The sequence below is a fragment of the Cellulomonas fimi ATCC 484 genome (assembly GCF_000212695.1).
In the GTDB taxonomy this organism is placed as follows: Bacteria; Actinomycetota; Actinomycetes; order Actinomycetales; family Cellulomonadaceae; genus Cellulomonas; species Cellulomonas fimi.
In genome coordinates, this window is record NC_015514.1 from 2,780,735 (window position 1) to 2,801,818 (window position 21,084).

Annotated in this window: 14 protein-coding genes; 7 read left to right on the forward strand and 7 right to left on the reverse strand. The window is 74.1% G+C overall.

Features of this window, described 5'->3' with window-relative positions:
- The first annotated feature begins 102 nt into the window (after positions 1 to 102).
- Entirely contained in the window at positions 103 to 723 is a 621-nt protein-coding gene (locus CELF_RS12655; RefSeq protein ID WP_013771657.1) for a dTDP-4-dehydrorhamnose 3,5-epimerase family protein, read from the forward strand.
- Positions 720 to 1,673 carry a glycosyltransferase family 2 protein gene (locus CELF_RS12660; RefSeq protein ID WP_013771658.1) on the forward strand — a complete coding sequence of 318 codons (954 nt, stop codon included), beginning with the start codon at positions 720 to 722 and terminating at the stop codon, positions 1,671 to 1,673. The genes CELF_RS12655 and CELF_RS12660 overlap by 4 nt, the downstream gene beginning before the upstream one ends.
- 42 nt (positions 1,674 to 1,715) lie before the next feature.
- On the opposite strand, the gene CELF_RS12665 is transcribed toward CELF_RS12660, so the two are convergent.
- Positions 1,716 to 3,791 (reverse strand): DUF2142 domain-containing protein, encoded by a 2,076-nt coding sequence (locus tag CELF_RS12665; protein WP_013771659.1) that lies wholly within the window; start codon positions 3,789 to 3,791, stop codon positions 1,716 to 1,718.
- Entirely contained in the window at positions 3,788 to 6,283 is a 2,496-nt protein-coding gene (locus CELF_RS12670; protein WP_126297773.1) for a glycosyltransferase, read from the reverse strand. Before CELF_RS12670 ends, CELF_RS12665 begins: the two co-directional genes overlap by 4 nt.
- Before the next feature lie 100 nt (positions 6,284 to 6,383).
- Here CELF_RS12670 and CELF_RS12675 point away from each other — a divergent pair, with 100 nt between their 5' ends.
- Together CELF_RS12675 and CELF_RS12680 are read left to right on the forward strand one after the other, a co-directional pair.
- Positions 6,384 to 6,743 carry a hypothetical protein gene (locus CELF_RS12675; RefSeq protein WP_041553495.1) on the forward strand — a complete coding sequence of 120 codons (360 nt, stop codon included), beginning with the start codon at positions 6,384 to 6,386 and terminating at the stop codon, positions 6,741 to 6,743.
- Entirely contained in the window at positions 6,740 to 8,245 is a 1,506-nt protein-coding gene (locus CELF_RS12680) for a glycosyltransferase family 2 protein (RefSeq protein WP_013771662.1), read from the forward strand. Before CELF_RS12675 ends, CELF_RS12680 begins: the two co-directional genes overlap by 4 nt.
- A gap of 139 nt (positions 8,246 to 8,384) precedes the next feature.
- Here CELF_RS12680 and CELF_RS19570 read toward each other — a convergent pair whose 3' ends face one another.
- Both CELF_RS19570 and CELF_RS12690 read right to left on the reverse strand, forming a co-directional pair.
- The gene (locus CELF_RS19570) at positions 8,385 to 11,168 is read right to left on the reverse strand and encodes a peptidoglycan recognition protein family protein (RefSeq protein ID WP_013771663.1); all 2,784 of its coding nucleotides are present in this window, start codon (positions 11,166 to 11,168) and stop codon (positions 8,385 to 8,387) included.
- A gap of 122 nt (positions 11,169 to 11,290) precedes the next feature.
- Positions 11,291 to 13,675 (reverse strand): carboxypeptidase-like regulatory domain-containing protein, encoded by a 2,385-nt coding sequence (locus CELF_RS12690; RefSeq protein WP_013771664.1) that lies wholly within the window; start codon positions 13,673 to 13,675, stop codon positions 11,291 to 11,293.
- 169 nt (positions 13,676 to 13,844) lie between these two features.
- Between CELF_RS12690 and rfbB the strand changes: the two genes are divergently transcribed.
- Together rfbB and CELF_RS12700 are read left to right on the forward strand one after the other, a co-directional pair.
- A complete protein-coding gene (gene rfbB / locus CELF_RS12695; protein ID WP_013771665.1) occupies positions 13,845 to 14,840 on the forward strand; it encodes a dTDP-glucose 4,6-dehydratase in 996 nt (331 codons plus the stop codon).
- A gap of 157 nt (positions 14,841 to 14,997) precedes the next feature.
- Positions 14,998 to 15,915, forward strand: coding sequence for a class I SAM-dependent methyltransferase (locus tag CELF_RS12700; protein WP_013771666.1), 918 nt, complete (start codon positions 14,998 to 15,000; stop codon positions 15,913 to 15,915).
- Between the two features lie 91 nt (positions 15,916 to 16,006).
- On the opposite strand, the gene CELF_RS12705 is transcribed toward CELF_RS12700, so the two are convergent.
- Genes CELF_RS12705 through CELF_RS12715 form a run of 3 tightly spaced genes read right to left on the reverse strand, consistent with a single transcriptional unit; the run spans position 16,007 to position 19,433 of the window.
- Entirely contained in the window at positions 16,007 to 17,392 is a 1,386-nt protein-coding gene (locus CELF_RS12705) for a glycosyltransferase family 4 protein (protein ID WP_013771667.1), read from the reverse strand.
- The gene (locus CELF_RS12710) at positions 17,389 to 18,600 is read right to left on the reverse strand and encodes an ABC transporter ATP-binding protein (protein ID WP_013771668.1); all 1,212 of its coding nucleotides are present in this window, start codon (positions 18,598 to 18,600) and stop codon (positions 17,389 to 17,391) included. Before CELF_RS12710 ends, CELF_RS12705 begins: the two co-directional genes overlap by 4 nt.
- On the reverse strand, positions 18,600 to 19,433 hold the full coding sequence (locus tag CELF_RS12715; RefSeq protein ID WP_013771669.1) for an ABC transporter permease: 834 nt from the start codon (positions 19,431 to 19,433) through the stop codon (positions 18,600 to 18,602). Before CELF_RS12715 ends, CELF_RS12710 begins: the two co-directional genes overlap by 1 nt.
- 271 nt (positions 19,434 to 19,704) lie before the next feature.
- Here CELF_RS12715 and CELF_RS12720 point away from each other — a divergent pair, with 271 nt between their 5' ends.
- Positions 19,705 to 20,967, forward strand: coding sequence for an LCP family protein (locus tag CELF_RS12720; protein ID WP_169317637.1), 1,263 nt, complete (start codon positions 19,705 to 19,707; stop codon positions 20,965 to 20,967).
- Positions 20,968 to 21,084 lie beyond the last annotated feature (117 nt).

Genomic DNA, 21,084 nt, shown 5'->3' on the forward strand with positions numbered 1-21,084 from the left:
ACCCCCAGCAGGGTATCCGGCCCCCGCCCGCTGGACCGGCGCGCGTCCGGGCGCCTGTCGCGACGTACTACCCTGACGTCGACCCCAGGAGGAATGCCCCCCATGCAGGTACGCGAGCTGAGCGTCCCCGGCGCGCTCGAGATCACCCCCCGCCAGTTCGCCGACGACCGAGGCGTGTTCCTCGAGTGGTTCGCCGGCGCCGCGTTCGGCGAGGCCGTCGGCCACGACCTGACCCTCGCGCAGGCGAACTGCTCGGTGTCCGCGGCGGGCGTGCTGCGCGGCATCCACTTCGCCGACGTCCCGCCGGGCCAGGCGAAGTACGTCACCTGCGCGCGGGGCGCCGTCCTGGACGTCGTCGTGGACATCCGCGTCGGCTCGCCCACGTTCGGGCAGTGGGACTCGGTTCTGCTGGACGACGTCGACCGGCGCGCGATCTACGTGCCCGAGGGCCTGGGTCACGCGTTCATGTCGCTCGAGGACGACTCGACCGTGCTGTACCTGTGCTCCGCGCCGTACGCGCCGGGTCGCGAGCACGGCGTGCACCCGCTGGACGCCGACCTCGCGATCGCGTGGCCGACGCAGGGCCGCGACGGCCGTCCCCTGACGCCGCTGCTGTCGCCCAAGGACGCGGAGGCCCCGTCGCTCGCGGACGCGCAGGCGCAGGGCCTGCTCCCGGTCGCCGCCGACGTCGAGGCGTTCGTCGCCGGGCTGCGCGACCGGTGACCGCGGGGACGGTGCGCGTCGTCGCCGTCGTCGTGACGTACGGCCCCGACGTCGCCGAGACCCGGCGGCTGCTCGAGGCGGTGCGACCGCAGGTCGCGGACACGGTCGTGGTCGACAACGGCAGCGCCGAGCCCGTCCTGGCGGACCTGCGCGCGGCCGCGGCGTCCGCGGGCGCGCGGCTCGTCGAGCTCGGCGCCAACCACGGCATCGCGACCGCGCAGAACGTCGGCCTGGACCACGCGAGGGAGCTCGGCGCGACGCACGTGCTGCTCCTCGACCAGGACTCGCTGCCGAAGCCCGACCTGGTCGACCGGCTCGTGACGGCCATCGGATCGCCGTCGCCCGACGGCCGCCCGGTCGCCGCGGTCGGCGCCGTCGCGAGCGACGACCGCGACGGAGAGCCCGCGTTCGTCTACGCCGCACGGCGCTTCGGCCCGCGCCGCACGGACCTGCCCGCCACGGACGGCCGGATGGTCGAGGTCGCCTTCCTCATCGCCTCGGGCACGCTCGTGGACCTGGCCGCCGTCGAGGCGGTCGGTCCGATGGCCGACGGGTTCTTCATCGACCACGTGGACCTCGAGTGGGGCGTGCGCGCCCGTAACGCCGGGTACGGCCTGTACGCGGTCGTCGGTGCCGAGCTGGAGCACCAGCTGGGCGAGGACCCGCGGTACGTGCCCGGCCGCGAGCGCTCGGTGCACGTGCAGTCCATCCCGCGCAACTACTACATGGTCCGCAACACGGTGCTGCTCGTGCGCTCCTCCGCCCTGCCCGCGGGGTGGCGCTGGGGCTACGCGTGGTGGATCACGAAGTACGTCGTGTTCTACACGGTCGCCGTGGCGCCCCGGCGTCGCCGCGTCCCGCTCATGCTGCGCGGTCTCGTCGACGGCCTGCGCGGCCGCACGGGTCCCATGCCGGGCAGCGTCGGGACGGCGGTGCGTGCCGCGGTCTGAGCCCGGCGGCTCGGAGTCGGCGGCTCAGACGACCGCGGCGGCTCAGAGGTAGTAGTGCTCGACCACGACGCCGACAGCCGCGACGGACAGCGCCGCCACGCCCGCGGCGACGAGCCAGGTCGCCCCCGTCGCGCCGAGCCTGCCGCGGCTGAGGCGCTGGGTCAGCAGACCGGGCAGCGCGAGCAGCGCCGGCACGACCGCCAGCGCATACCTGCCCTGCAGCAGGTTCGTCAGCCCGGACGCCCGGAAGTAGAGGTACTCGACGCCGTACAGCAGGGCGAGTCCGCCCAGCACGCTCGCGAGGCAGACGACGACGAGCCGGTCCACCTGCACGTCCTCCGCCGAGCGGCTGCGCCACGTGGCCACGAGCAGGACCGCCCAGGCGACGACGGCGGCGACGAGCGCGAGCAGCACCCACCCGACGACCGTCAGGCAGGCCTCGGGCAGCGGGGGGTTGACCCAGCCGAACGAGCCCCACATCTGGGCGACCCACAGCCCGCGGATCTCGACGAGGGCCGGGTCCCACTGGGTCGCCAGGTAGGTGATCGGGTCGCGGCCCGCGTCGGCCGGGTCGCTCGGGAAGCTCGTCGTCCCGGGGATGCCGGCGAGCGCCGCGGCGACGAGCCACACGCCGTACGTCGCGACGACGCCGCCCGCGGCGAGCAGCGGCTCACCGACGAGCGCGCGCCAGTCGCGGACCCGGTGCGCGACCTTGCCGAGCACCCAGCCCGCGGCGACGGGCAGCGCCGCCATGACCGCGTACGGCTTGGCGAGCAGGCCGAACCCGAGCACGACCCCGGCCAGCGCCATGAGCCGGGGCGCGCGACCCTCGCGCGTGAGCCGGGCGGCGATCCACAGGCAGCCGAACCCCGAGGCGATCGCCAGGCCGTCGTTGTTCACGACGGCGAACTGGTGGGCGACCATCGGCTGCAGCGCGACGGCCACGACGAGCGCGGCGCGGGCGGACGCGGAGCGGAACAGCTCGCCCGCGAACAACCACGCGAACCACGCCGCGAGCACGCCGAGCAGGACGGACCACAGACGGATCGCGTGCACCTGGGCGACCGTGTCGTCAGGCGCGGCGAGGTAGAACAGCGCGGCCGGGCCGTAGTAGCCCGGCGGGTAGCCGGCAGCCGTGGTGGCGCCCGACGACTCGGTGCCGGCGGCGGCGTCCGCCTCGCGCAGGTCGCGGACCGCGTCGTCGGTGTAGTCCGGCCGGTCGGTGGGGTTGAGCGCCGAGACGCCCATCCGCTCGGTCGTCACGACGAGCGAGTCGCTCACGGGGGGCTCGGGCCGGGCCTCCCACGAGCGCTCGGGCACCGCGCCCTCGACGGCGAGGTACTGCACGTACGCGACGTGCGCCCCCTCGTCCATGCCCTGCAGCGGCGGCAGGAGCGACGCCCAGAGCAGGCCGCGGACCAGCACGAGGCCCAGCAGCAGCGGCAGCCCCCAGCGCGGGCGCAGGACGAGCAGCACCAGGCAGGCGAGGCCGAGCAGCACGGTCGCGACGAGCGCGACGGGCGCGCCCCAGGGGGCGGTGTACCGGTCGACCCGCTCGACGACGTCGGCGAGCGCGTCCCAGCGGTGCGGCTGCGGGTCGTAGCCCGGCACGACGGCCGGGCCGCTCAGGGTGTCCCACACGCTCGGGCCGGTGGTGCTGCCGGGCGCGAGCGACAGCTCGACCTCGTACCGCTCCCCCGCGGACTCCCGCTGCGGCGGGACGGTGACGACGGTCGTCGGGACGTTGTCGACGAGCGCCGCGCACGGGACCCGCGCCGAGCCGACCTCGTCGCCGTCGTGACGCACCGTCGTCTGCAGCGTGCAGTCGATCGTGCCGAGGAACGTGGCGAACACGACGTCGACGGCGGCGAAGCCGTCCTGCGTCGCCGTGACGTCGAGCCGAACCGACCCGTCGGGCCCGACGTTGGGGCCGGGCGCGGTGAGCACGAGCCGCTCCTGCACGTCGCCGCTGCGTGGTCCGGTCGGCTGCGCGAGCCACCCGACCGCGGTCGCCACGACGGCCAGCAGGACCGCGACACGGGGGGCCCAGGTGCGCAGCGCGGTCCGTCGCCGGCTCGGCGGAGCCGTCGGCTCCGCCGTCGCGACGTCGGCGCTCACACCCGCCTCAGCCGACGCAGCGCCTTGCTCGCGACACCGCGCGCGCCGGCTGCGCGGTAGACGCGCCCCACGGCGGAGGCCTTGAGCCGCCACGCGGGCACCACGACGCCGAGCCGCGGCGGGTACTGCTCGACCCAGGCGTCCGCGGCGCTGTAGGGCTCGTCGTCCGCGACGGGCTGCCAGGTGCTCTCCCGGCGCTCCGGCTGCGCGGCGACGGCTCGGGCGGCGTCCTGGAGGATCTCCAGGTACCGGTGCCCCTGGCGCGCGGGGGCCCACCGCAGCAGGGCGGAGCGCCGTGCCCGCGTCCCGACGAGGGTGCGGTGGTGCTCGTCCGTGAGCACGCGCTCGAGCGCGGCGACCCACTCGTCGTGGTCGCTCGCGAGGTGACCCGTCACGCCGTCGACGATGCTCTCGCGGAACGGCTGGGTCGGGGACGCGACGGTGGGGGTCGCGACGAGCGCGGCCTCCAGCCACTTGATCGCCGACTTCGCCTCGTTGAACGTGCTGCCGAGCACGAGCGGGGCGAGGTTCACGTCGAGGTCCCGCAGCCGGCCGGGCAGCTCCGTCCACGGCAGCATCGGCAGGCGGTGCACGCGGGACGCGACCTGCTCGAGCGCGGGACCGGTGCCGAGGTGGCCCCCGAGCCACAGCTCGACCTCGGGGTGCCGCAGCATGACCTCGACGACGGCCGGCTCGACGATCGCCCAGTCGGCGTCGTGCGTCGTGGTCCCTGAGAAGTAGCCGATGCGCGGCGGGCCGGCCGTGCGGGGACGGGCCAGCGCCGCCTCGCTCAGGGCCCCGAGCGCCGAGCCGACGCCGTTCGCGAACCGGTGCGTGGGCAGGCCCGTGAGCTCGCCGATCCGCCGGCACAGCTCCTCGGTGCTGCCGACGTAGGCGTCCGCCGCCTCGAGCGTGGTGCGGTACCGCGCGACGCCGCGCCACCACAGCTCGAGCTCGTGCTCCGCCATGCCCTCGAGGCCGTGGACCTCGCCGCGCAGCTCGGGGTCGACGATCAGGTCGTCGACGTCGAACAGCACCGGCACGCGCCTCGAGCGCGCGCGCACCTGGGCGACGAGGTCGAGGACCTGGCGCGTCGCGGGGACGCGGTAGACGACCACCGCGTCCGCGGCGGCGGCCAGGGCCGGCAGCTCCGGGTCGCGGTAGTGCCGCACGTCGGTGGCGATCCCCAGCTCGCGCAGCGACTCCGCGGGCAGCTGCGCCCGGTACCGCAGCGGGGCGCCGTTGATGCCGACGACGAACAGCACCCGCCGCACGAGCGGGGCCGGGTCGGCCGGCAGCTCGTCGGCGCGTCGCAGCAGCTGCCGGTACGTCTCCTCGAGCCCCGCGACCTGGTCGTCGACCGCCCGGACCTGGACGTCGACCGCGCGCTCCTGCAGCGCCCGCACGCGCGGCAGGTCGCCGGCGAGGCCCGTGAGCGCGACGGCGAGCGCCCGGTGGTCGGCCGCGGGCACGACGAGGCCGTTCACGCCGTCGTCGACGACCTCCTCGGGCCCGAGCGTGTCGGTGCACACGACCGCGAGCCCAGCCCCGAGTGCCTCCCGGGTGAGGATCGAGTGGGACTCCCGCATCACGGACGGCAGCACGAGCACGTCGTGCGCCGCGAGGACGCCGTTGAGCTCGGCGGGGCGGAACGCCGGCTGCGGCCGGACGTGGTCGCCGAGGGTGCGGGTCGCGACCGGGTCGACGCCGTACAGGTCGATGGACCAGTCGCCGGCGGGGACCTCCGCGAGCGCCCGGGTCAGCACCGGCAGGCCCTTCATCGGGTCCGAGCCGCCCGCGAACATGAAGCGCACCGTGTCGGCCGGCGTGCGCTCGACGTGGTCGGCGTCCGTCGGCGGCAGCCCGTTCTCGTCCACCCGCACGACGCGCTCGTCGACGCCGTTCGCGATCATGACGTCGGCGGCGCTGCGCGACGGGGCGAGCACGAGGTCGGCGTCCGCGAGGTGCGCCGCGAGCGCCTTGTTGCGCTCGGTGAGCCAGTCGTGGTCGACGGCGCACGGGCAGCGGCCGCACGCGACCGCGAGCGAGCACGGCTGCAGGTCCGGCGCGACGAGGAACTGCCGCGCGCACGTCCACCAGAAGTCGTGCATGGTGACGACGGTCCGTGCCCCCGAGCGCGCGGCGACCGAGACGAGGCCCGCGCCCAGCGTCTGCAGGGAGTGCAGGTGGACGACGTCCGCGGGGTTGTCCGCCAGCCAGCGCGCGAAGTCCTCCTCGACGCCCGGGTTGATGCTGTTCAGCGGGTCCGACCAGGCGGTGAACGGGGTGATCGACACCCAGCGCACGGGAACACCATTCTCGTCGACGTCGTCCCAGCCGGACAGCGGCTCCCGCGACGCGTCGAGGTGGCCCGCGTACACCGCGACGTCGTGCCCCCGCTGCGCCAGTCCCGCCGCGAGCCGCTGCGGCACGAGCGTCCCGCCGCTGGTCAGGTTCGGGGGGTAGTGGGCGGAGACCACGACGATACGCACCTGGCTAATGCTAAACGGCTGGCACCCCCGCTCGCCTGGACGTTCGCGCGTCACTCCCCTGGACGTTCGCCCAGGAGCCGCCATGGCCTACTGTGCTCCCATGCCGATCGAGGACGAGCGGGCCGCCTGGCTCACCGGGCTGCGCACCGAGGACCGAGACCTCCATGCCCGCCTCGACACCGAGGTCGCCGGCCGCCGGATCGCGACGCTCGAGGAGCGCCTGCTGAGCCTCCAGGCGGAGGTCAGCGGGCTGCGCGGCGCCGTGCGGGTACGCGACCGCCTCCTGCAGGACCACCTGAGCGCCGTCGCCGAGCGGGACGCGCTCATCGAGACGCTGTCGGCGCGCGTCCGCGCCGAGGAGAACCGCGGGGGCGGTGCTGCCGCGGTCTCGCTCGCCCGCAAGGTCGTCCGGCTCCCCCGTCGGGTCGCGCGTCGCGCCGTGCGCGTGCTCGGTCGATGACCGCCCCCACGCTCACCCTCCTCGTCGCCGCCGGGTCCGACCTCGACGGCGCGCGCTCGACCGTCGACGCGGCGCGCCTCGTCCGTGCGCGGCACGACTCGTGGGACCTCGTCGTCGTCGCGGACGCCCCGGTCGAGTGCGACCTGCCGTGGGTGCACGTCACCGTCGCCCCCGGCAGCCGCCCCGAGCAGCTCGCGCGCGCGCTGGCTGCCGCGCGCGGCACGTGGGTCGCGGTCCTCGGTCCCGGTGACCGGCTGGAGCCGGGCGCGCTCGAGGCCGTGCACCGACGCCTCGCCGACAGCCCCGCGACCGACGTGCTCTACACCGACGAGCAGTGGCCCGGCGAGGGCGCGTCGGGCATCTTCACCAAGCCGGCGTGGTCCCCGGAGTACGAGCGGAGCACCGGCTACCTGGGCCGTCTGTGCGCGCTGCGCCGGACGCTGCTCGTCGCCGCCGGTGGGTTCACCGCCGACTCGGCGGGCGCGGAGGAGTGGGACGCGCACCTGCGGGTCGTCGAGAGGACCGACGCGATCGTGCACCTCGCGGTGGTCGGCCTCAGCCGGCAGTCCGCGCCGACGGTCGACGACACGTCCTGGGAGGCGGGTCTGGAGGCCGTGCGCCGGCACTTCGACCGCGTCGGGCAGGACGTGCACGTCGACCGCGGGGCGTACCCCGGTTCCGCGCTCGTGCGGCGCGCGGTGCCCGAGCGGCCGCTCGTGTCCGTCGTCGTCCCGACCGGTGGCGGGCGCCGTGTCGTGCGCGGCACCGAGGTCCTGCTCGCCGAGCTGTGCGCCCGTTCGCTCGTCGAGCGCACCGCGTACGACCGCTGGGAGCTCGTGCTCGTGCCGTCGCAGGGCACCCCGGACGACGTGGTCGAGGCCGTGCGCGCCGTCGTCGGCGACCGGCTCGTCGTCGCCCCCGTCGAGGGTGACTTCAACTTCTCCACGTCGGTCAACACGGGCGTGGCCGCCGCCCGCGGTGACCTGGTCCTGCTGCTCAACGACGACGTCGACGCGGACGGCGCCGACTGGCTGGACCGCATGGTGTCCGTGCTGCAGGACCCCGCGGTGGGCGTCGTCGGGGCGCGGCTCGTGCACGAGGACGAGCGGCTGCAGCACGTGGGCGTCGTCTACTCCGACGTGTGGGTCCCGTGGCACGTGCTGCAGGGCAACCCCGACGGGTTCACGCACTTCGGCCTGGGGCTCGTCGACGCGGACTTCGTCGCCACGACCGGGGCGTGCCTGCTCATGAGCCGCGAGCTGTACCGCGAGGTCGGCGGCCTGCCCGAGGACCTGCCGCTCAACTACAACGACGTCGACCTGTGCCACAAGGTCGTGCTGACGGGACGGCGCGTGGTCGTCACGCCCGCCGCCCGGCTGTACCACTACGAGTCGTCGACCCGCGAGGCGACCATCCGCGACGACGAGGTCGCCCGCCTGCAGGGGCCGTGGGAGTGGCTCGCGTGGCGCGACCCGTGGGAGAACACCCGCAGCACCCGCTGACCGTCTCCGCACGCCGGAGGCGCGCAACGCCGCAGGCGCATGCTCGGGGCGTCTCGTGCACCCCGGACCGTCCGTCCGCCGCCCGCAGCGCGCGGCGTGCGCGGGCTCCCGTCTCGAGGCCGGGAGCCCGCGCCGCCGGTCAGCCGAACCAGCCCTGCACGTCCATGACGACGTCGGTGCGACCGAGGTCGTTGTAGACCCGGACCCCCCGGTCGGGACCGATCGGGACGGCCACGAGGTTCGCGACGTCGCGTCCGGCGCCGCCGTTGAGGTCCGAGGCGGTCGGACGCGCGCTGCCGGGCTGCCAGGCGGTGAGGAACGTCATGCCCGCCGTCGTCCCGGTCGCGACCAGGCTCACGAGCGCGACCTTCGCATCCGCGGGCAGGTTCGCCGCGGCCACGGACAGGTCGCGCGCCTCCTGCTGGTTGAGCGGTCCGCCCGCGACCGCGCGGGTGTCCCAGCCGCGTGTCGGCTGGATCGGCGTGAACGTCAGCTCGCCGGTCGGGCCGAACCAGCCGACGACGTCGAGCACGACGTCCGCCGCGGCGCCCTGCAGCGCCAGCGCGACCTTCCCGTCGGCGCCGAGCGGCACGATCGACCGGTTGCTCACGTTGTTGCCCGGCAGGTGGTTGACGCTCGCGACGGTCGGCACGGTACCGCCCGACGGGTAGGCGATGACGTTGCCCTGCCCCGCCGGCATGACCGACGTGACGTTGACGAGCACGGCCCGGGCGTCGGACGGGATGCCCTCACGGCCCGCGACCTGCACCGCACGCGTCTTGTCCGACGTCAGCCGGCCACCGTCCGAGCGGGTGTCGAGCACGCGCGCGCCCGTCGCGAGCGGCGTGTAGCCGCTGCCCGTCCCTGCACCCTCGACGAAGTACCCGGTGACGTCGACGACGAGGTGCGTCGTGCCCGCGTTGTTGTACAGGCTCACCTTGCCGCCGCCGCCGACGCCGACCACGACGCCCGCGTTGGTCGTCCGGCGCCCGTCGGTGTTGAACGTCGACGATCCCGGCGCCGGCTGGCCGGCGGGCCACACCCGCACGAACGTCACCTGCGACGTGCCGACGGCGGTGACGTTGAGCGCGACGGCCTTGGCGTTGTCGGGCACGCCGAACGAGCCCGTGACGTCGAGGTCCATGCGCGACGCCGGGCCGAGCGAGCCGCCGGTCGTGCGCGTGTCGAGCAGGCGTGCCGGTGTGACCGGGACGAAGCCGAGGTCGCCGACGAGCGGGACGGGCTGCTCGGTGGGCGGGTTCTGGCTCCCGCTGAGCGTGACCGTGCCGCTCCACGGCTTGACCGTGCCGCCCGTGCTCTGCTCGGTGCCGCTCAGGGTGAGGCGGTACGTGCCCGGCCCGACGACTCCGCCGGTCGCGTTCCGGCCGTCCCACGTCGCGATCGGTCCGCCGCTGCTCGACCCCGCGACGCCCGTGACGCGCCGCACCTCGTACCCGGTGAGCTGGTCGACGACCTGCAGCGTCCACGCGATCGTCGAGTTCACGCCGCCCTGCACGGTCACCGACGAGCCGATGGTCGCGCTCGTGGTGGACAGCGACGGGTTGACGAACGTCGCGCCGATGATCTGACGGGCCCGGGTGCGCAGCCAGCCGAGCGTCGAGTAGCCGCGCTCGCCCGGGCACGCCGTGTAGGCGACGTCGCGGTGCCCGATGACGACGGGCAGAGCGAGCCACGTCCCCGCCGGGTAGCGGGAGTTCTCGCCGCCGAGGGTCGTGTAGCCGATCGTGCTGGCGGGGTCGCGGTGGTACTGCGACATGCGCCACGCGATGAGCCAGGCGACGCTCTCCTGCTGGTTCGCGCCGGGGGTCACCGAGCTGTAGTCGCCCAGCATGGAGATGCCGAGCGTCGCGGTGTTGAAGCCACCCGCGTGGACACCGATGACCGGCTCCGTCGCCGAGTTGGCGCGGCCCTCGTAGATGTTGCCCCACTTGTCGACGAGGAAGTTGTAGCCGATGTCGCACCAGCCGCGCGCCTGCTGGTGGTACTGCTGGTCGCCGCGGATCTGCGCCTTCGCCTCCTCGATCGTCGAGTAGGTGTTGGGGCCCGCCGTGTGGTGCACGACCGTCGCGAGCAGCGTCGAGGCCACGTCGGGCGCGCACAGCTGCGGTGCCGCACCCCAGCCGGAGCGCCACGTGATGCCGGGAGCCGGCACGAGTGTCGGCGTCACCGCGGTCGCGGTGGCGTCTCCCGTCGTCGTGGCGCTCGCCGTGCGCTCGACCGACCGGGACGCCTGGTCCTCGCCGCGTGCGTCCTGCGCCTCGTCCGTCGCCGGGTCGCCCACGAGCGCGATGCGGACGTCCGAGGGCACCTGCGCACCGTCGGCGAACGCGACCTGGACGTCCTGCGCGCCGCCGATCCAGACGGCCTCGGTCCCGGCGCGGACCTCGCGGCCCGCCTCGGCGGTGCCGGGGTCGGGCGTCACGCCGTCGCTCTCGAGCGGCATCCACGCCGACCAGTCGCCGTCCGTACGGGTGCGGACCTGCACCTCGACGTCCTGCGCGGCGGCGTCGGCCGGCCACGTGACGCCGAGCGTCTGGTACGGGTCGACCGGGACGGCGTCGCTCTCGACGCGCTCGCCGGCGCCCTGAGCCCCGGCCTCGACGACGACCGCCTCGGGCAGCGCGTCCGACAGCTCCGGCTCCGGCACGGCGGTCGCCGCGGCCGGCGTCGTGTCGTCGACGACGACGGGCACCTCGTCGACGACGAGGTCCTCCGCGCTCGGGACGGCCTCGCCGGCCACAGGGGCCGCGCCCTGCACCGCGACGGGCGCCGCGGACGTCGGTGGAGCAGCCGTCGCGGGTGGCGCGAGCCACCCCAGTCCCAGCACCACCGCGACCGTGGTCGCTGCCCCGGCGCGACCGCGCACCGTCGTCGTCGCCCCCGTGCGCCCGCGCACCGTCATCGTCGGACCTCCCCCGTCGCCACCCGGAAGTGGACCAGCCGGATGGCGGCGGGTCAAGGACCGACACCGAGGTCGTCCGATGTGGGCGTTTCCTCCTGGCGGGCGCCCCGGGGTGGAGGCCGTCAGTCGGTGATGTAGCCGACGACGTCCACGGCGACGTTCACCAGGCCGCCCGGGGGCGCCTGCGAGACGAGGTTGACGCGCCCGTCCGGCGGGATCGCGACGACCACCATGTTGGGGATCGCACGCCCGGGGACGTAGTTGATGTTCGACGCGTCCGGCCGCGGCGTGAGCCCCGTGCCGTCCGTGTCGGGGTAGACCGACAGGTTCCCGACCGACGACGGCGCGATCGCCGTGACGCTCAGGACCGCACCCGTGGCGTCGGCCGGCACGCCCCCGGCGCCGGGCAGCTCCATGCCGTAGACCCGGTTCGCCTCGAGGGGACCGGCGATGCGGCGCTGGGCGACCGGCGCGCCAGGCCGGGTGTCCAGCACCCGCGCGGGCTCGAGCGGGTGGTAGACCCCGCCGTCGGTCACCCACCCGACCACGTCGAGCACCACGTCGACAGGCTTGGACGAGTCGGAGAAGAGCGTGAGCGACCCGTCCTGGCCGAGCGGCGCGAGCGCGGCGACGGACTTGTCGACGCCGGGCACGTAGTGCGCCGTCACCGTCTCACCCCCGGGCTCGGGCAGCACCCGCAGGTGCCCGACCGCCCCGACGCGCGTCACCGCGACGTTGAGCAGCACCGCGGTCGCGTCCTGCGGGACGCCCGCGCGCCCGGCCACCTCGACGGTCCGCGGCGTGCGCGGCGCGAGCGCCGTCCCCTGCCGCGTGTCCAGCAGCCGGGTGTGGCTGCGCAGCTCGACGCCCGCGTCCGCCGCGACGTAGCCCGCGACGTCGACCACGAGCCGGGTGCGACCGGCGCCGGGCGGCGTGGCCCAGCACAGCCGGCCCGACGACGACAGCGCGACGAACGCCGCGTTCGACACGTCCTTGCCCGCCTCGAAGTTCACGGTCGCCCCCTCGGCGGGCGGCGGCGTGCTCCCGGTGTCGTCCGTGTCGGGGTACAGCACCACGTAGCCCGGGCCGGCCGGCGCGACCGCGGTCACGTTGAGCATCACGCCCGTGGCGTCCCGTGGAAGGTCCCAGCGCCCGCCCACGGAGGTGCACGTCGGCACGCCGGGCTCGACCATGATGTCCGTCAGCCGCCGCGGCTCCAAGGCGACGACGCCGTGCGTCGGCGGGTACGCGACGAACTCCTCCGGCCGGACGACGACCCGCGACGGGGCGTGCTGCGGGTCCCCGCTGTACAGGAGCTCGACCTCCTGCTGCTGCCAGCCGAGGCCGACCGGGAGCTGGCCGCGCCCCTCGCCGTCGAGCCGGAACGCGCCGTACCGGTACCCCCGGCTGCGGACCTCGACCAGCCCCGACGGCGGGACCGCCGCGTCCGAGCCGTCGACCGTCACCGTCGACCACTCACGGAAGTCGTGCAGCACCGCGGGACGCAGGTCCGCGACGGCGTCGCCCCGGCGTGGGAGCTCGATGTCCACCCCGGTCACGGGCTCCTCGGCGTACCACGAGGCGAGCCCTCGCGCCTCTGCGCTGTCCTGCGTGCCGAGGGGCGATCCCTCGAGCCAGTAGGTCGGCAGCACGGACGAGCCGAGGCCGTTCGCCGTGACCGTCGCGTGCGTCAGGACGTAGAACCAGCCCGTGCCGAACCCGCGCACCTGGTAGTACCCGTCCTCGTCCGTCCACGCGGACGCGACCACGTACCCGGGCGTGTACACCGACTCGAGCCGCACCTGGACGTCGGCGACCGGCGCACCGGTGTCGTCCGTGACGGTGCCGTCGACCATCCCGCTCCACGTGAGGCGGTCGTCGGGGACGATGACGTCGGCCCCCGCCCGCCCCTGGACGGGGTACGGCTGCGGGAGCGAGTGGACCTCCCCCGCGACGTTCCCGTGGTAGATGCGGTAGGGACGGTCCCCGCGCCCCTCGACGACGTACGTGCCGTCGCTGTCGGTGACCGCGTGCGTGATGTCCGTCGCGTCCGGCCCGTACACGTACACGTCCTCGTGGACGACGGGAGTCCCGTCGGTGCCGATCATCCGGCCGGCCAGGAGACCACCCGTCGCGAGCTCCGCGTCGACGCCGTCGACGGTCTGGCCGTCGGCGACCGCGACGGGTGCCGACCCGGCGACCGTGTCCGCGTCGCCGGAGTACTCGAACACGAGATTGCTGTCCGCTGGCGGCGAGAACCGCACGTGGTACGTGCCCGCGGCGAGCGACGCGATGCGGTACCGGCCCGTCTCGTCGGTCGTGCCCGACGCCACGCCCTCCTCGACGCGGACCTGGGCGCCCACGACCGGTGCCCCGGTGTCGTCGACGACCACCCCGGTGATCACGCCGGTCGCGGCGGCCTGCGCGCCCGTGGCGGTCCACCCGCCCAGGGTCAGTGCGAGGACGAGGGCCAGGGCCGCCGTCCGGGTCGTGCGTCCGTTCCTCACACCACAGCCCTCCGTCGGGTCCGACGCGGCGGAGTGTAGGCCAGCACGGCGCGCCCGCGTCAGCCGCACGCGGTCGCCGTCCCCCGTTCGCGCCGCCGGAGGCGGGCCGACGCGTGCCCGCCAGCCGGTATCGTCGGGGTTCGTCCATCCACGAGAGGGAACTGCGGCCATGCACGTGCTCGTCACCGGTGGAGCCGGTTTCATCGGCGCCAACTTCGTCCACCAGACCGTCCGGGAGCGCCCGGACGTCCAGGTCACCGTCCTCGACGCGCTGACCTACGCCGGCGACGAGCGGAGCCTCGACCCCGTCGAGGGCAGGGTCGTCTTCGCCAAGGGCGACATCGCGGACCCCGACATCGTCGACAGCCTCGTCAAGGACGTGGACCTCGTCGTCCACTTCGCGGCCGAGTCGCACAACGACAACTCGCTGCACGACCCGTGGCCGTTCGTGCGCACCAACGTGATCGGCACGTACCAGCTGCTGGAGGCGGTCCGCCGGCACGGCGTGCGGTACCACCACATCTCGACGGACGAGGTCTACGGCGACCTCGAGCTGGACGACCCGGCGAAGTTCACGCCGGAGACCCCGTACAACCCGTCGTCGCCCTACAGCTCGACGAAGGCGTCGTCCGACCTGCTCGTGCGGGCGTGGGCCCGCAGCTTCGGCGTGCAGGCGACGATCTCGAACTGCTCGAACAACTACGGGCCGTACCAGCACGTCGAGAAGTTCATCCCGCGCCAGATCACGAACGTCCTCGACGGCGTGCGCCCCAAGCTGTACGGCACGGGCGAGAACGTCCGCGACTGGATCCACGTCGACGACCACAACAGCGCCGTGTGGGCCATCATCGAGAAGGGCCGCATCGGCGAGACGTACCTCATCGGCGCGGACGGCGAGGAGAACAACAAGTCCGTCGTCGAGTCGATCCTGGAGATCATGGGCCAGCCGCGCGACGCCTACGACCTCGTGAGCGACCGCCCCGGCCACGACCTGCGCTACGCGATCGACTCGACGAAGCTGCGCGAGGAGCTCGGCTGGACGCCCCGCTACGAGAACTTCCGTGCGGGCCTCGAGGCGACCGTCGAGTGGTACCGCGCGAACGAGGCGTGGTGGCGGCCCCGCAAGGAGGAGACCGAGGCGAAGTACTCGCAGCTCGGTCGCTGACCCGCTCGACGCCCGCTCCGACGCCCGCCGACGCCCCGCGCGACGGCGGGCGTCGCCGCGTCCGAGACGTCCGGGACGTCCGTCCGGACCCGGTAGTGTGACGCCCCGCAGGAGCGCGGACGGCGATGGCCCGCGCAGGGAACGGACGGTGGCAGGCATGGGCGAGGCGACGACGATCGACAACGACGGCGAGCGCATGGTGCCCGAGCTCCACCGCCCCTCGCTGATGTACGCGGAGCACGTCACGCGCTACGTGGCGGCCGCCGAGCTGGTGCGCGGCAAGCGGGTCCTCGACATCGCGAGCGGCTCGGGCTACGGCGGGCACCTCCTCGCCGAGACCGCCGCGTCGGTCGTGGGCGTCGACGTGAGCGCGCAGGCGGTCGCGTACGCGCAGGAGAAGTTCGCGCGCGACAACCTCGAGTTCCGGCAGGGCGACGCGACCCAGATCCCGTTGGACGACGCGAGCGTGGACGTCGTCACGACCTTCGAGACCATCGAGCACGTCGAGGACTACCGGGCGTTCGTCGCCGAGATCGACCGTGTGCTGGCCCCGGGCGGCGTCGCGATCATCTCCACGCCGAACGACCTCGAGTTCATCGAGGGCAACCACTACCACCTGCACGAGTTCGTGTACGACGAGCTGCTGGACCTGGTCAAGGACCGGTTCCCGCACGTGCGTCCCTTCTTCCAGGCGACGTGGAAGGCCGTCGCCGTGGCGGACGAGAAGGCGCTCGCGTCCGAGGGCCCCGTGGACCTGCAGGTGACGAACCTCGCGCCGCTCGAGCGCGACCAGTACCTGTACTTCTACCTGGTGTGCGGCCGCGAGGAGGCGGACGCCGACGTGCCGGTGCCGCAGCTGCTCGCGCTGGGCGGGCACTGGTCCGACCGGCAGGTGCAGGAGCAGGACCTGCGCCTCATCGCCACGATGGACGCCCTGCACGCCGAGATCGCCGCGCTCGCCGCCGAGCGCGACCGCCTGGCGCAGGACGTGCGCACGATCACGGCGACGAAGTCCTACCGCGTCGCGCGCGGGGCCTCACGCATCCTCGGCCGCACCCGCCGCCGCCCGTCCTGACGCGGTTGCCCGTCGGGCGGACGCTCGTCCGTCCCGACGGGGGCTGTCGGGACGGACGTCGGTCGCGGGGACGCCGCCGTGCGGCGGCGCGTCAGCGGGCGGCGCGGCGGCGCTGCAGGCGCGCGACGACCTTGCGGCCGGTGTGCCGCACGCCGCCGGAACGCAGGTGCCGCACCGTCGTGCGAGCGGCCAGGCGCACACGCCCGACGAGAGAGGCAGCGGGCTCCGTGCGACCGCCGGGACCGGGGGCCGCGGCCAGCCGGCCGGCGTCCGGGGCGCGCCGGGCGTCGGCGCAGACCGCCCCGATCGGCTCGAGCACGCGTGACCACCTGAACCGCTCGGCCACCGCGCGCACGCGCTCGCTCGTGCGTGCCCGCTCGTCGCCGTCGAGCAGGAGCTCGGCGAGCGCGTCGGCGAGCGCGTCGACGTCACGTGCGGGGACGGTCCGCCCCAGACGCTCGGACTCCACCAGGGGCGCGAACGCGTCGCCGTCGGTGCCGACGACCGGCAGCCCCGCCCACAGGTAGTCGAGCACGCGGGTGCGGAACGAGAACTCCGTCTCGATCCCCGGCAGGTGGCACGTGACGCCGACGTCGGCGTCGAGCAGGTAGTCCACCCGGCGGTCGTACGGCACCCACTCCTCGTTGAAGAAGACGTGGGTGCCCAGCAGGCCGAGCTCGCTCGTCAGGGCCCGCAGCTCACGCGCGACACGCATCTCGGGGACGTCGGGGTTGGGGTGCCGCATGCCGAGGAACAGCAGCCGGACGTTCGGGACGCGCTCGCGCACCCGGTCGACGGCGCGGACCAGGGTCAGCGGATCGAACCAGTTGTACACGCCGCCGCCCCACAGGAGCACCAGGTCGTCCTCGCCGATGCCCGGGACGACGCCCTTGATCGCGGGGGCGCTGCGCCGGGGCGCCACGTCCGAGATCCCGAACGGCACGAGCCGGACCAGCTCGGCGAGCCCCGGGTCGGCGTCGTAGGTCAGGGGGTTGATCCGGCCCGCGGCGGCCAGGTGGCCGATCCACAGGTCGCGCTGCCGCGCCGAGGCGCACAGGAACACGTCGCCGCGGGAGACCTGCGCGTCGAGCTCGCGCAGCGCGGCAGCCAGCGACGCGTCGCGCGCCGCGAGGTCCTGGTCGCGCTGCACCTCGAGGCTCTCGATGTGGAACGGGTCGTACAGGTCGACCACGAGGACGACGTCCGCCTCGCGCAGCCACGGGAACGTCGCCGCGACGTACCCCTGCAGGATCACGACGTCGGCCCAGTCGACGACCTCGCGGAAGTCGGGGACACCGATCCGCTCGGTGCGGAACCCGTCGCCGGACCGCGTGCACTCCGCGAACGTCACGAGGCGCACGTCGTGGTCGGGCGCGAGGTACGAGGAGATCTCCCAGGCCCGGATCGCGGGACCCGCCATCTGCTCGGCCAGGCGGTCGAGCGTGACGACCGCGACGCGCCGCCTCGTGCCGCTCACGACGACACCTCCGGGCCCGTGGTCACGGGCGCGGCCCAGTCGGCGGGGAGCGCCAGGTACCCGCCCGACCAGTGCCGGGCCCCCGCGTCGACCGTGAAGCGCACCACGTCGCGCACGTGGTCGATCGAGTGGGTCGTCGTCTCGTCCGTGATCGCGGCCGTGACGATGTAGTCGCCCGGGTGCAGCTGGATCGAGGGCAGCACGCACTCGATGACGTCGTCCCCGTCGAGCGAGGCGACGGGCGCGCCGGCGTCACGCGTGTTCGTCGCCGCGAGGTAGGTCCCGTCGAGCGCCTCGACGGCGAACCCGACGACGGGCCGCTCGACGCGCGTCGTGGCGGACACGTGCAGGCGCAGCGTCGCGGGCTCCCCCACGACCAGGCGGTCGTGCCCGGCGGGCGGCACGACCTCGACGCGCGTGACGCGCGCCTCGCCGCTGCCCGTGTGCACGACGCCGCCGAGGACGGCCCGGCCGTCGCCGCCGCGCGTCGACTCCTCGTACTTCTCCAGGACGTCCGAGGCCCGGCCGACGGACTGGACGTGCCCGTGCGACAGCCACACCGCCTGGTCGGCCATCGCGCGCACCGACGGCAGCGAGTGCGACACGAGGACGACCGTGCGGCCCTCCCGGTTCAGCGACGCGAACTTCTCGGTGCACTTGGCCTGGAACGCCGTGTCGCCGACCGCGAGGACCTCGTCGACCAGCAGGATCTCCGGCTCGACGTTGATCGCGACGGAGAACCCGAGCCGGACGTACATGCCGGACGAGTAGTTCTTCACCGGCTGGTCGATGAACTGCTCGACGCCGGAGAAGTCGACGATCTCGTCGAACTTGCGGTCGATGTCCCGGCGCGACATGCCGAGGATCGAGCCGTTGAGGTAGACGTTGTCCCGGCCGGACAGCTCGGGGTGGAAGCCCGAGCCGACCTCGAGCAGCGCCGCGACCTTGCCGTTCATGGTGATGGTCCCCGCGTCGGGCACGAGGATCTGCGCCATGCACTTGAGCAGCGTCGACTTGCCGGAGCCGTTGTCCCCGACGAGCGCGAACGTCGACGACTCGGGGATGGCGAAGGAGACGTCGTCGAGCGCGAGGAAGTCCTCGTACGTCCCGCGCGAGCGGCGCATGACGGCCGACTTCAGCGTCTGGTTCCGCTCGTGGTAGACGCGGAAGTGCTTCGAGATGCCCTCGACGGTGATCGCGTCGGTCATCAGAGCACCTCCGCCAGTCCGCGCTGACGCCGCTGGAACACGAGGCTGCCGACGACGAGCGCGACGGCGGCCCACACCACGCACTCGACGGCGGTGCCCCACTGCGGGAGCCGGTTGTCGTACAGCAGGTCGCGGAACACCTCGGAGAACCCCTCCATGGGGTTGAGCTTGTAGACGTCGAGGATGGTCACGTCGCCCACGATCGGCCCGGCGGCCTCGGCCCGGCGCTCGACCTCGGACAGCGGGTACAGGATCGGGGTCAGGTAGAACCACACCTGGAACAGGATCGTGACGAGGTGCTGCATGTCGCGGAAGTACGCGTTCGCCACCGAGAGCAGCAGCGCGACGCCGAGCGAGAAGGCGAACAGGACCGCCATCGCGAGCACCACGAGCGGCAGGAACGGCAGCGGCTGACCGCCGACCAGCAGGATCGCGACGACGAGCACGGCCATCTCGATCGCCCACGTGTACGACGTGGCCAGCGCGTTCGAGACGACGAGCGTGGAGCGCGGGAAGTACACCTTCTTGATGAGGTTCTCGTTGGCGACGAGCGAGGACATGCCACCGGTCACGACGCCCGTGAAGAACGTCCACGGCAGCAGTGCGCACATGAGCCAGACCGCGAAGACGTCCACGCCGCTCGGGTCGCCGGGGCCCGGGTCGATCCGGATGATCACGGAGAAGACCAGCGTGTAGACGAGCATCTGCGCGAGCGGGTTGGCGAGCGACCAGAGCTGTCCCAGGGCGGTCCTCTTGTACTTGCCCTTGACCTCGCGACGGGTCAGGTTGACGAGGAGCTCGCGCGACGCGCGGACGTCGGCGATGAGACTCACGGGACCTCCGGAAGCGGATGGGTGGACGCACGCCCCGACCCGCCGCGCACGCCGCGGTCGGCGGCGGCCCAGGATAACCCGGGCCGATCGCCCGCCGGTGCGGTCCCGGACGCTGCTCCGTCCGGGCGACCCGCCCGCGCCGGGCCCGCCGCGTGACCACGCGGCACGACGCGGCACGGGGTGGCCCGGGAGCCGTGATCTGCACGAATCCTCCACGCCACCCCTGCCCGGGCTCCGCCGCCCCGCGCGGCGGTGCTCCTACCATCGTGGGGTGCCGACCCGTCATGCCGCCGTCCCGCGCCCTCGTGCCGCACGGCACTCGCGCCGCGTGCGCCCGCACCACGCCCTGCGCAACGTCGCGCTCGTGACGACGGCGATCCTCGCCTTCGGCGTGACCGGTGCGGCCGCGACGGTCCAGAAGCTCCAGGGGAACATCGACCGCGTGGACGTCTCCGACCTCGTCGGTGCCGCGCCCAAGCCGAGCGTCACGACGACCCCGGACCCGGACGACCCGAACGCGGGCATGCCCGTCAACATCCTCGTGCTCGGCTCGGACCAGCGCGACGGGGTGAACGCCGAGATCGCGGGCGCGGTCGCCGGCATGCGGTCGGACACGGCGATCGTCGTGCACATCTCGGCGGACCGGCAGCGGGTCGAGCTCGTCTCGATCCCCCGCGACTCCCTCGTCGACATCCCGTCGTGCCAGATGTCGAACGGCAAGACCTCGCGCGCGAAGACCGCCATGTTCAACGAGGCGTTCGCGACGGGCTGGGACATGGGCGGGGACATGGCGTCGGCCGCCGCGTGCACCATCCGCACCGTGCAGGAGAACACCGGCGTCCCGATCGACCACTTCGTCGTCGTCGACTTCAGCGGGTTCCAGTCGATGATCGACGCGATCGGCGGCGTCCCGATCTGCATCCCGAACGACATGAAGGACTCGTACTCCGGCCTCGACCTCAAGGCCGGCAACCAGGTGCTCAACGGCCCGGCGGCTCTCGCGTTCGCCCGCGCCCGGCACGGCAAGGGCGTCGGCGACGGGTCCGACATCAACCGCATCGGCAACCAGCAGCGTCTGGCCGCCGCGATCGTGCAGACCGTCCTGTCGAAGAACGTCCTCACCGACGTCCCGCAGCTCGTCGGGTTCCTCAACGCCGCGACCAGCTCGCTGACCACGGACTCCGAGTTCTCGTCGAGTGCGATGGTCGGCCTCGCCTACAACATGCGGTCCATCAGCAGTGGCAACATCACCTTCATGACCGTGCCGTGGGCCCCCGCGAAGAGCGACCCCAACCGCGTCGAGTGGACGTCGGCCGCCGCGACCATGTGGGGCAACATCGCCGCCGACCTGCCCGCGCTCGGCACGCCCGAGGTCCCGGCCACTCCGACGGCGCCGACGACGACCGCACCGACGGCGGGGGCGACCCAGGCACCCCCGGTCGCGGAGACGCCCGTGACACCCACGCCCACCGAGACGAAGAAGGCCGGGCGCGAGGCGTTCACCGCGGGCGACACGACCGCGGTGTGCGGATGACGGCGGAGGCCCCGTGAGCCCCGCGGACCGTCAGCACCGACCGCCGCCGTCGTTCACGCCCGCGGCGCCGGCCCGCCGCCCCTCGGGCACCGGGCCCGCGATCGTCGTGGGCGAGGA